Here is an 11,825-nt window from a genome sequence, read left to right as displayed (position 1 = left end):
ACAGAGGAGTGTGATCATCGTATGAAAAAATTATTTTTATCTTCATCTTTTGTCGACGTTGCAGGTCTGTTGCCGCTCTTTGAAAAAGAACTTACGGGAAAAACGGTATCGTTTATACCGACCGCGAGTACCGTAGAAAAAGTTACGTTTTATGTAAAAGCGGGAAAAGAAGCGCTTGAAAGTTTAGGTATGATCGTCGATGTTTTGGACCTGTCGTCAGAAAATCCCGATGAGATCCGCCGCAGGATCGCTGCAAACGATTGCATTTACGTTTCCGGCGGCAATACATTTTTTTTATTGCAGGAATTGAAACGAACGGGAGCCGATGCCGTCATCGTTCGAGCGGTAAAAGGCGGAAAGCTTTACATCGGAGAATCGGCAGGATCGATCGTCGCGTCAAAAAATATCGAATATATAAAAGCGATGGACTCAAGTAAAAAAGCGCCCGAATTGACGAATTTCGATGCGCTGGGCTTGACGGATTTTTATACGGTGCCGCACGTCCGGAATTTTCCATTTAAAAAAGCGGCGAAAAAAATAATCGACGAATATTCGGCTTCGCTCAATTTGCTTGCGATCGCCAACGATGAAGCGATATTGGTCGAAGGCGATGCACTGCGCGTCGAGCACAGCGCGCGAATGTGATCGGAACATAGGTGTTCCCGTTATAAGCCGAGCATCGCTTTGGTAATGCCGAAGTAAATCAAAAGCCCCGTGATGTCGACTATCGTCGTGAGTGCGGGACTTGCGACGAGAGCGGGGTCGACTTTGAACGCGGCGGAAATAAGCGGAAGGGCCGCACCGATAATGGTCGCGGAGATAACCTGTACGGCGAGCGCGAACGCAATAGCAACTCCTATCTGTACGAGGGTGAGAGAGGCGGGGATCGTCGTACCGCCGCTCATAAGATTGACGCGCAAAAACGCGATCGCTCCGAGTACGAGGCCGAGCATGAGCGAAATGCGCAGCTCTTTCCATATGACGCGCAGTATATCGCTCTTGTCGATTTCTTTGAGCGCGAGCGCCCGGACGATAACCGTCGCGGCTTGGCTTCCGGTATTGCCTCCCATATCGGTGAGCATGGGAATGTAAAACGTGAGGAGCATAAGGTGTGCGATCGTGTTTTCGTATGTCTGCAGTACTGCGCCCGAAAAAAAATCGAATATTGCAAGTATGACCAACCAGATGACGCGCCGTGAAAAATGCGCCCACGCGGACGTGTTCAAGTACGACGTTTCCTGATGTTTTCCGGTGATTGCCATAAAGCGTTCCATATCTTCCGTGCGTTCTTCTTCGACGACATCCATCGCGTCGTCGTGCGTGATGATGCCGATGAGGAGCCCTGAGCTGTCGACGACGGGGAGAACGAGAAGGCCGTATTTCGTTATCGTAAACGACGCTTCTTCCTGATCGGCGTCCGCAGTGATTTCTCCTGCCGGCTCTTTTTTTATCGAAGCGAGGGTCGCTGTAGGTTTTGCGAGAATCAAGTCAGTGAGCGTTACGTAGCCGCACAGTTTTCTTTCTTCGGTGAGCACGAATATAACCGATACCGCTTCCCTTTGCGCGCCTTCAAGCCGTATGCGGTTGATCGCTTCCTGTACCGTAAACGATTCGGGGAACGCGACGTAATCGGTCGTCATAACCGATCCTGCCGTTCCTTCGGGGTAAGACGAAAGCTGTTTGATTTCGTCGCGCTCTTTTTGCGCGAGAAGCGGGAGCACTTCGTCGAGCCGGTCTTCCGAAATCGATTTTGCAAGGTCTGCGCGCTCATCCGGCGGCAGTATTTTGAGCAGCCGTGTGAGCTCTCCGTCGCTCAAAAGTTCGGCGGTTTCGGATTGGAGCGTATCGGGAAGTTCGCGGAAAATGTCGATCGCCGTACGCGGATCGAGCTTTTTGAACAGATGATATATCTCTTCCGGCTCCAATCCTTCGATGAGTTCGGCATCTTCCGTCGGGTGACGGGTACTCAAAAAGCGTGCGACATCGGCATACCGTTCTTCTTTGACGAGGGTTTCGATGTCGGGCGAAAGCAATTCTGTCTGCATGTGCAGCCTCCGAAGGTATGAGATTGAACCTATGATAAACGGTTTGCAGGGCGTATTATAGCATAAAACGTATAAAAAGAAAAATATTGTAAGAAAAAATATTGCAGGCTGCCTTAAAAACTCCGAAATCGCAATATCTCAGCGATATATAGTAGGGTGATTTTATGGCAAAGTATAATCGTCGGTATAAGGATTCGGTCTTTGTCGATTTTTTCGGTGAAGATAAAAACGCAAAGAGCAATTTTCTCTCGCTCTACAATGCGCTCCACGGGACTCACCTCGACATATCTGCCGGACTCGAACCGCTCAGGCTCGAACAGGTGATGTATATGGCTTTCCGAAACGATGTCGCGTATCTCGTCGACGATAAAATTATCGCTCTCGTAGAACATCAATCTACAATCAACGCCAATATGCCGCTGCGCTTTTTGCAATACGCAGCCCGTCTCTACGAACTGATTCAAAACCCGCGCGACCGCTATCTCAGACGTTTGAAAAAGATTCCGACGCCTGAGTTTTACGTATTCTACAACGGGAAAGAGGATTACCCCGAAAGCACGACGCTCCGTCTTTCCGATGCCTTTATGACTATACCCGAAAAGCCTGCTCTCGAACTTGTTGTCAGCGTGACAAATATCAATTATACTAAGGGCAGTGAAATCTTACATACGTGCAAACCGCTTAAAGAGTATACTCTGTTCATCGAAGCCGTGAGGCGGCATACGAAATTCGATCCTGAAAACGGTTTTCAAAACGCGATCAAAGAGTGCATACAAAACGACATCTTGCGTGAATATTTACAGCGGAAGTCAAAGGAGGTGATGAATATGTTAATAGCCGAATACGATTACGATGTCGATATCGCCGTACAGAAAGAAGAAGCGCTACAGGAAGGCTCATATCAAAAAGCGCTTGAAACGGCGAGACTGATGAAGCAGTCACATTGTAAACTTGATTTTATTATGCAGATGACCGGTCTCTCCAAAGCTGAAATCGAAAAGCTGTAACCGCAGCTCCATACGGTGCCGGCTCGGCGCACATCGTGTTTTCCGCAGTTGTAGCGTATACGGCCGCATTGCCGCGAGACCGTCCCGCATTCCATCATTACCGCTTGCCCATCAATTACCCATTACCAATTACAAATTACCAATTATTAATCCCTTTACTTTCCGCCGCATACGGTATATACTGTAGGCGATGAAAAACGTATTTGCAGCGTATAAGTCGTACGGGGTACTTGACACGTATACGCGCATCGCGCAAAATTCACGGCTTCACGGCTTCACGGCTTCACGGCTTCACGGCTTCACGGCTTCACGGCTTCACGGCTTCACGGCTTCACGGCTTCGGGCGAACTCTCTTTAAAATCGAAAACATACGATCGTCTCACTCAATGCGGCGTACGAAAGGCATCTTTCGTGCGCCGTATCCGTTTCGTTTATTGTCGGCTTCAAAGCGGCGCATATATCAAATAGGTTTAGGAGGAAGTATGATATATAATAAGATGAGATCGTTTACGGCGGCGGCGCTTGCCGCAGTATTTTTGCTTGCAGGCTGTCAGCAAAATGCCGAAACGCCGGCACAGCCGCCGAAGGATACGAGAGCACCTGCCGAAGTTGCAAACTTTACGGCGATGCCCGGAAGCGCAAGCGCAGTCATTTTGAGTTGGAAAAATCCGTCGGATGCGGATCTGTACCAAGTCGAAATCACGGCTCACCCCGCTCACGGCTCGCTTAAAACTGCCATATACCTTGCGGCGGAAAAGGGGAAAGACGTAAGCTATAGTGCGGACGCTTTGAGCGCCGACACGGAATACACTTTTACGGTAAAGACCGTTGATAAATTGCTCAACAAAAGCGCAGGCGTAAGTAAAACGGCACGTACGCAAAGCGCATCCGTACCGGGCGCCCCTATGACGATTACGCTTACGCAAAGCCCCGCGACCCCCACAAACGGAAGTGTTACGGTAACGGTTACATCGAGTACGTCGATACAGAGCGCCAAATGGTTGCAGGGCGTCAAAACCGTAGATGAAGTTTTGGCAAACGGTACCGCTATCTCGGGCGGAAGTTTTACGGTAAGCGATAACGGTATCTATACCGTTGCGGTCATGGATACCGACGGGAGGCGCGAGATAAAGACGATCACGATCGGCAATATAGACAAAACTCCGCCTGCAAAGGTACAAAACCTTTCGGCAAGCTACGCTTCGGGAAGCGGGAAGATCACCGTAACGTGGACGAACCCCTCGGACGCCGACTTTGCAGGATGCGTTTTGCGCTGGAAAAAAGGCGCGGGAAGCGAAACGGAAGTGCCGATCGCAAAACCCGACACAAGCTATGAAATGACGGGCATACTTTCCGACAACAGTGTGTACGCGATTTCGGTGAGTACGAAAGATACGGTCGGTAACGAAAGCGAAAAAGAAAGCGTAACGGTGCGTTCGACACTCAATGCGGAAGTAACGGCTATAAGCCTCGACCGCACGCACTTGGATACGATTATGATAAACCGCTCCATAACGGTAACCGTAACGGGAAGCAATTTCAATACGCTTTCAAGCCTTTTGGTACAGGTAACGGACGGTCATACTTCCGAGCCTCCCGTAACGGCGACGATCGATGCGGCGCACAATACAGCGACCGCGACGGTTTCGGCACCCGTTCCGGCAAGTCCGACCGAAGCGGGTACGGTGTATACGGTAAAGGCGATTGTAAACAGTGCGACGCCCGCACAGGCGACCACAAACTTTATTGTTTCCAAGCCCGCAGCGGTAAAAGAAATCGTCCTTTCGCCCGCACAGATCAAATTCGGCTCGGCATCGAATGTTTCCGTAAAAGTAAAAGGAGCGAATTTCGATATCCGCGGCGAAACGAAGATAAAGCTTTTGAATTCTGCAGGGCAGGAAGTAAGCGCGAGCACGGTAACCGTCGCACCAAGCGTCGGAAACGCATCGGAGTTCACCGCTTCCGTCCCGCTGCCGGCCGAAAGCGGTTTTTATACCGTTGCGCTTTATTTTGACGGCAAAAAAGAGGCAAAAACCGCAACGCTGCACCTTTATGACGACCCCGTCATTACAAGCATTGCGATCCCCCGTGCGGGCATAAGCTATGGGGGCAATAAACTTCCCGTAACGATTATCGGAAAAAACTTTAAAGCTCCCGGCATAAGCGCAGCCGACTTCAGCGGTACGGGTGCGACCTTTTCGAATTTCAAAATCATAAGCGACACAAAGACGACCGCGGAAGTGTCCTGTCCCTATGTGGCGGGAGAGTATCCCGTTACGGTACACTGTAAAAGCGCAAGCAAAACGGGTACTCTTTCCGTAAAAGATTACAGCGCATGGACTCCCGGAAAAATCGTCCTTGCGGATAATACGGCAGTCGATAAAGACGGCTTTACGGCAGTAGATCCGGGCAATCCGCCCGTTGCGGTCGTCTGCGGGACGAACGTATACGGCGCCGCGATCGGCGTCGCGCTGCATACGGGTACTCATCTGGAGTGGGCGAAAGACGGCACGACGGGTTACAAAACGAAGTTCGAAGGGATCGTCTGCACGCCGAGCGTATATAACCAAAACGGAGCGGCGCTTACGGCGGCTTTTACGGGAGATGAGGACGGAAGCGACAACTGGGACTATATATGTTCGGCCGACCCCGAAGGAACGGCAAATGTTGCCGTGAATTACCCTGCCTTCGATTGGGTACTGAAGTACAATACGGCGTATGAGGCGCAGCTCGGATCGGCACGGCCCGCGTGGTATATGCCGAGCATAGCAGAACTTTGCCAAGTGTATAAAAATAAGGAGGCGGTAAATGAAAGTCTTTTAAAAATCAACGGTTCGGCTTCTTCCTATGCGGATGCAAGTCTCGGGACGGGGTGGTACTGGTCGTCGTCGCAGTATTCCGACTACTATAAATATGCGTGGCTTGCGGGTTTCGGCAGCGGCTACCTGTACGACGACGGCAAGAACGGCAATAACAATGTGTGTTGTATAGCCGGCTTTTAACGTGAGCGGAGCGAACGGGCTTTGCCCCTTCGCGCGGTATGTGTGCTTATATGTGCGGCAGTCCGCCGAAATGCCGACGGACTGCCGCGGGAGCGCGCTTTAAGGATTTGCGTACACGATCTTCCGTACGGATCGTGCATGCAAGAGAGCCGGTACGGAAAGCGGCCGAGTGCCGCAGGAGTTTTACGGTATGAACTTATTCGATTTCGATTCGATAAAACGAAAGAAGATTTTGATTCAGGATGTAAGCGACTTGATCGAATTGTATCGGTTTTTCGGACATAATATATATAAACGCAAAGATCCGCCCCCTTACAAGGCCAAGATCAAGGACAAGACCAAGACCGATGCCAACATCGATATCGATATCGACTTTTTCGCACCGTATTTTACGCACAACGCACAAAAGAAGATCGGTAAAAACGGTATTTATTGCTATGCGCCCGTCCTGTTCTTTTTCCGCGATACGGGCGGCAATACGAAAAAGCTTTTTACAAAACGGCGAAAAGCTTTGGAAGAAATGTTCGGCAGCGCCCTTGTTATGAAATGGGAATACGGGCTCTGTCTTGACGAAGAAGAACGCGAAACGGAAAAAACATATTATTTCCTCGGCGAACCGATATGGCTTTCCGAACCGATCCTGAAAGTCTCTCCGAAAGCGGAGGGAAAGCAGGCGCACGCTATGAAGATAAAAAGGCAGATAGTACACAATTTGGTAAAACCCATGTCGGACTTTTGTAAGGACGTCGTTCAGGCGGGAAAACAGTAATTCGGCTGCGGCCGCTCGGCATACATTTTAATTTGTAATGAGTAATGTGTAATTTGTAATCCGACTTTTCCAGAATTATCAATTACCCATTCTCCATTCTATCCCGTCCCGTTGCAGAAAAAACGGCGATGTGATAGTGTTGCACTGCCTATGAAATCCAAACCTTTCGTATCCGTGCTGCTCCTCTCTCTTCCGCTTCTTTTTACCGGCTGTTCGTCCTTTTCCGGTGAAACCCTCGGTGCGGTCTATGTGATTTTTTTGTGGATAGGCGGCGCTGCAGGCTATCTCATCTCCGATTTTATTTGGTCGGGCGACGACGCGGGAAACGAATACACGCCCGCATGGGAAGTGATCGCGTGGTTTGCGTTCACAGTGCTCGGCATCGTTTTAGGCTATGTGAAGCCCTTTTTCCTTTTTTCGGGATTCCTCATTTCAGTTATGACGCCCGTCGCCGGCATGACGGTCATTATGTTCATCGTCCGCATTTTGAGAAAAAGACGACAAGGCTGACATGTCCGGTTTTTACGATTTTTATGACGTCGCAGTCGTCGGTGCGGGACACGCCGGAATCGAAGCTGCCCTCGCGTGCGCGCGTATGGGATTGAAGACGCTCGTCGTAACGCAGACGATCGAATCGATCGGACGCCTGTCGTGCAATCCTTCGATCGGCGGCATCGCAAAGGGCAATATCGTCCGCGAAATCGACGCGCTCGGCGGTGAGATGGCAAAGCTCACGGACGCTTCCCTCATTCAATTTCGCCTCCTCAACAAAAGCAAGGGGCCGGCCGTACGCGCTCCGCGTGCTCAAGCGGACAAAATCGTCTATTCCGGGCTTGCACGGAAAGCGCTCGAAGCGGAGCCTAATCTTTCGACGCTCATGGACACCGTTACCGATATCGTGACGGCGGAAAGTTCGACGCCGCTTCCGCCGCATTCGGAGGGGAGCGCGGAAGAAGGAACGATACCGGGCGAAAAAAGGGGCGAAACGCTCGGCACGGCTATGCGCTTGAAAATCACCGGCGTCGTAACCGAGCGGGGCCGCGTCGTTCCCGTGCGCGCCGTCGTGCTTACGACGGGAACCTTTTTGGGCGGACGCATATTTATCGGCGAATACGACGCTCCGTGCGGAAGGCTCGGAGAGGCCGCCGCACAGGGTTTGACGGAGTCGCTTCGGAAACTCGGCTTTACGACGGGGAGACTGAAAACCGGCACTCCGCCTCGCGTGCTTAAAAAGACTGTCGATTTTTCGAAGCTCGACGTGCAGGAAGGAGACGCCGACGTTATCCCCTTTTCATACGACAATACCTCAGTCGATCGCCCGCTCGTACCCTGCCACATCGTATACACGAATGGCGAAACGCACCGGATAATCCGCGACAACGTTCACCGCTCGCCGCTTTTCAGCGGAAAGATTTTGGGGATCGGGCCGCGCTACTGTCCTTCCATCGAAGACAAAGTGGTGCGCTTTGCCGACCGCGAGCGGCACCAGATTTTCGTAGAACCGGAAAGCCTTGAAACCGATGAAATCTATTTGAACGGATTTTCCTCTTCGCTTCCCGAAAGCGTGCAGGATGCGTTTTTGCGTACGTTGCCGGGCTTTGAAAACGCCGTACCGTCGAGACCGGGTTATGCGGTCGAATACGATTACGTCGAACCCACCCAGCTTTTTTCGTCGCTCGAAACGAAGCGCGTCGCGGGATTGTTCAACGCGGGGCAAATCAACGGAACGTCGGGTTACGAAGAAGCTGCAGGGCAGGGTATCGTCGCGGGCATCAACGCGGGCTATTACGCGAAAGCGCATCGGAAAATCTGCGGCCCCATGTGCGCAGCTTCCGACGATATGCGCGCTTCTCCCGAACGCTTGAACGACGCTCTCGAAAAAGCGCAAAGGGATGCGGGCTTTAACAATTTTCGAACGATACCCGAATGGCAGCCGCTCGTACTCCGCCGCGACGAAGCGTATATCGGCGTATTGATCGACGATTTGGTGACGCTCGGCACGAAAGAACCCTACCGCATGTTTACCGCGAGAGCCGAATATCGCTTAAAACTCCGAAGCGATACGGCCGACCGCCGCCTTGCTTCCTACAGCTTTGCCGCGGGCTTAAAGACGAAAGCGCAGTTCGACGCCGTAAACCGAAAGTATGCCGTGCGGGAAGAGATATTCGAAAAATTATTAAAAGATCCCAATCTTAAAAATCCGGGCTACGGCGAAAGCGAATGGGAAGAAGCGAAAATCGATTTCAAATACCGCTACTATATCGAAAAGCAGGACAGGCGTGTCGAAAAAATGCATCGTATGGAAAGCGCGCGCATCCCCGACGATTTCGACTACGCATCCGTCGTATCGCTTTCCGCCGAATCGCGCGCAAAGCTCGAAAAGATCCGCCCTCGCACGCTGGGGCAGGCGGGACGCATTTCCGGCATCCGAGTGAGCGACGTTATGCTCCTCATGGTGTACGTAAAGTAGTTGATAGGTTGAAGCTCGCCGTTCAGTTACCGCGTGATGTCCTAACGGCGTACGTTCAGTCGGTGTTGGGAATTCGATGATGCAAAGATACTTGAGGGTGGAGAATCATGCAGCGACCGGATTATATGAAAAAGAATAAAGGCAGCGGCAAATCGATTGTTGCAGCCCCCCCCCCCCCTGTAAACCGCCGTTTTTTTTATATAAAATACAATCATGATTCCGAATATAATTCTTTGCGATGACCACGCTCTGTTGAGAAACGGAATAAAAAGCTGGATAGAAACTCATTCAAAATACAAAGTTACGCATGAAGCGGGAACGTGGGCGGAATGCGAAAAAATCATCGAAGCGTTTCGCTTGGCCGGCTCTCCGAACAACCATATCGCCGTCGTAGATATTTCGTTCAAAGCCGAATATGCGGCGGCAGCCCACGAAGAAAATTGCGGTTTTGAAATAATCCGCCGTTTTACCGCGCTCGGCGTTCCTTGCATCGCGTATTCGAGTCATGATTCGGGAGGGTTTGTTGAGCATGCTACAAGCTGCGCTGTCGGCGCAAAAGGTTTTGTTTCAAAAAATGCGGATGAAGAAATCCTGCTTGCGGCGATTTATGCGGTGTCTAACGGAAAAACATACATTCAGGCGGAACTTGTAACAGGCCTTTTGGAAGTAAACTGCATAAGTCGGACGTTTACCAAAAAAGAAAAACTGCTTTCGGATGCTCTGACAATCCATAACACAAACGCCGAAGTTGCCGCCGCTCTCGGCATCACGGAAAAAACCGTTGTAAACTATCTTACAATTTTGTATGACAAAGCAGGGGTAAAAAACAAACTCGAATTCTTGGAAAAGATGGGGAGGTTAAATTGAACGTTCGAGTGAAAACATTTTATAAAACGGCACTTCTTTGCGCGGCGGCACTCGCTTTGAATATTGCAGCTTTCTTACTCGTCACTTATTTGAGACTTCCCGTTTTTATGGACACGATTTTTACGGTCGCTCTCGTTTTTTATGCAGGGCTTGTGCCGGCTTTGATCGTCGCAGCTCTCTATAATCCGATTATGACGATTTTACTGTGTGTGATCTATGGAACGGAAATTTTTTATTTTGATTTTTTGTATGCAATCTGCGGAATCCTGATAGTCATTTCGACTTGGATTTTCAGCCGAAACAAAAAAGAATTCTTTTTCAGTCATACCGTTACGGTTTTATACCTTTTGATTATCGCGTTCGTTTCCGCTTTTTTAACCAGTTTTTCCGCAAGCGCGCTGAACACGTTTATTCGTCCGCTTTTCGGAAACTTGTCGCGGTTTTCCGCAATCGACGATTTTTACATCGCATTCCAAAATTTAAAATTCGGAATATTCCTTTCATATCTTTTGCCGCGTATTCCGATCATCGTGCTGGACAGGCTGATTTCCACTTTTTTAGGCTACGGAATATATAGAGTAATTGAACTATGAACGAACAGCAATTACAGGATTTACTTTCTACCTTAAACCTCTACACATCGTTTTTTTTCCTTTTGATCGTACTCTGTTTTACCTCTTTTGTCGCAGTTCTTTTTATTTTGATCCGCAATATAAAGAGCCGCAAAAAATTACAAAAAAACCGGGAGTTTATTTCGGAAATAATTCAGACGCAGGAAGCGGAGCGAAACCGTATAAGCCGGGAACTTCACGATACGGTAAGCCAAAACATAAAAACCCTTCTTCTAAAAGAAAAAGAACTTTCGGCGGTTTTAAGCGATTCCGATTCCAAAGGCGATGAAATACAATTCAAAATCGAAAAAATCATCAGTCTTGAAAAACAAAATCAAAAGCAGCTCAGAACGATCATTCGAAACCTTGCAGTTCCGGCTGTCGGCAACATTCCTTTTAAAACTGTCATAAACGATTTGTGCGAGCAATTCAAAGAGCAAAGCGGAATAGAGTGCTCGTTTTTCGTTTCTCCCGATGTTATGCTTGACGATTTTTCAAAAGAGCAAAAACATCACATTTTACGGATAATTCAGGAAGCCTTGAACAATGCACAAACGCACGCAAAAGCAAGCGAGACAAGCATTGTCATAAGAAAAGGCCGCAGTGAAAACCGCCGTTCCGAGCCGGTTTCGGAAAAACAGGTGCAGGCCGGCGAAGATTTTATTTGCATAATGATTTTTGACGACGGGCAGGGCTTTGCCGGCGCCGCGCAAATTGAAAGCGGACTATATTCGCAAAATCACTTCGGCATGAGCGGAATGGAAATGCGTGCAAAACTTTTGGGCGGCTCTCTTTTTGTGCAAAGCAATGCGGAAGCCGGAACGGAAGTGAGGCTGGAAATTCCGGTAAAAAGCGTATAGTTTCAATCCAATTCGGTCATAATCCCGAAGTTTTGACTTTTCCGTTTGTCCCGACTTTTTCGGGAGTAAACTCCCTATCATGTAAGCAAAAGCAAGTGTAAAATCAATGCAAAGAAACTGCCGGCGAACGTTTTTTGTTTAAAAATCGTTTTTAATAAGCGGTTATACCGGAGAATTTTAAGTTGGTGTCTTTA

General features: G+C 49.5%; 10 protein-coding genes. 9 read left to right on the top strand and 1 reads right to left on the bottom strand.

Going from position 1 to position 11,825, the window contains the following annotated elements; translation table 11 throughout:
* Positions 1-21: 21 nt before the first annotated feature.
* Positions 22-645 carry a peptidase E gene (locus tag IZU26_RS02430; protein WP_433276492.1) on the top strand — a complete coding sequence of 208 codons (624 nt, stop codon included), beginning with the start codon at positions 22-24 and terminating at the stop codon, positions 643-645.
* Between the two features lie 20 nt (positions 646-665).
* Here the strand turns inward: IZU26_RS02430 and mgtE are convergent, their stop codons facing one another.
* Positions 666-2,045: a magnesium transporter gene (gene mgtE / locus IZU26_RS02425; RefSeq protein ID WP_433276490.1), complete on the bottom strand. Its 1,380-nt coding sequence runs from the start codon at positions 2,043-2,045 to the stop codon at positions 666-668.
* A gap of 164 nt (positions 2,046-2,209) precedes the next feature.
* Between mgtE and IZU26_RS02420 the strand changes: the two genes are divergently transcribed.
* The 8 genes from IZU26_RS02420 (at position 2,210) to IZU26_RS02385 (ending at position 11,631) form a co-directional block, all read left to right on the top strand.
* Positions 2,210-3,052 (top strand): Rpn family recombination-promoting nuclease/putative transposase, encoded by an 843-nt coding sequence (locus tag IZU26_RS02420; RefSeq protein ID WP_433276487.1) that lies wholly within the window; start codon positions 2,210-2,212, stop codon positions 3,050-3,052.
* A 482-nt stretch (positions 3,053-3,534) separates the two neighbouring features.
* Positions 3,535-6,054 carry a DUF4959 domain-containing protein gene (locus IZU26_RS02415; RefSeq protein ID WP_433276485.1) on the top strand — a complete coding sequence of 840 codons (2,520 nt, stop codon included), beginning with the start codon at positions 3,535-3,537 and terminating at the stop codon, positions 6,052-6,054.
* A 190-nt stretch (positions 6,055-6,244) separates the two neighbouring features.
* Positions 6,245-6,823: a hypothetical protein gene (locus IZU26_RS02410; protein ID WP_433276483.1), complete on the top strand. Its 579-nt coding sequence runs from the start codon at positions 6,245-6,247 to the stop codon at positions 6,821-6,823.
* Positions 6,824-6,973: 150 nt separating this feature from the next.
* Positions 6,974-7,333, top strand: coding sequence for a hypothetical protein (locus IZU26_RS02405; RefSeq protein WP_433276481.1), 360 nt, complete (start codon positions 6,974-6,976; stop codon positions 7,331-7,333).
* 1 nt (position 7,334) lies between these two features.
* A complete protein-coding gene (locus IZU26_RS02400) occupies positions 7,335-9,293 on the top strand; it encodes a tRNA uridine-5-carboxymethylaminomethyl modification enzyme MnmG/GidA (protein ID WP_433276480.1) in 1,959 nt (652 codons plus the stop codon).
* 213 nt (positions 9,294-9,506) lie between these two features.
* A complete protein-coding gene (locus tag IZU26_RS02395) occupies positions 9,507-10,160 on the top strand; it encodes a LuxR C-terminal-related transcriptional regulator (protein ID WP_433276479.1) in 654 nt (217 codons plus the stop codon).
* On the top strand, positions 10,157-10,753 hold the full coding sequence (locus IZU26_RS02390) for a hypothetical protein (protein ID WP_433276477.1): 597 nt from the start codon (positions 10,157-10,159) through the stop codon (positions 10,751-10,753). Before IZU26_RS02395 ends, IZU26_RS02390 begins: the two co-directional genes overlap by 4 nt.
* Positions 10,750-11,631 (top strand): sensor histidine kinase, encoded by an 882-nt coding sequence (locus IZU26_RS02385; RefSeq protein WP_433276475.1) that lies wholly within the window; start codon positions 10,750-10,752, stop codon positions 11,629-11,631. Before IZU26_RS02390 ends, IZU26_RS02385 begins: the two co-directional genes overlap by 4 nt.
* Positions 11,632-11,825 lie beyond the last annotated feature (194 nt).

This window comes from Treponema sp. SP13, assembly GCF_050938355.1.
Taxonomy (GTDB): Bacteria; Spirochaetota; Spirochaetia; order Treponematales; family Treponemataceae; genus Treponema_D; species Treponema_D socranskii.
The sequence above is the reverse complement of the archived record's forward strand: the minus strand, read 5'-3'. Positions and strand labels throughout refer to the sequence as shown.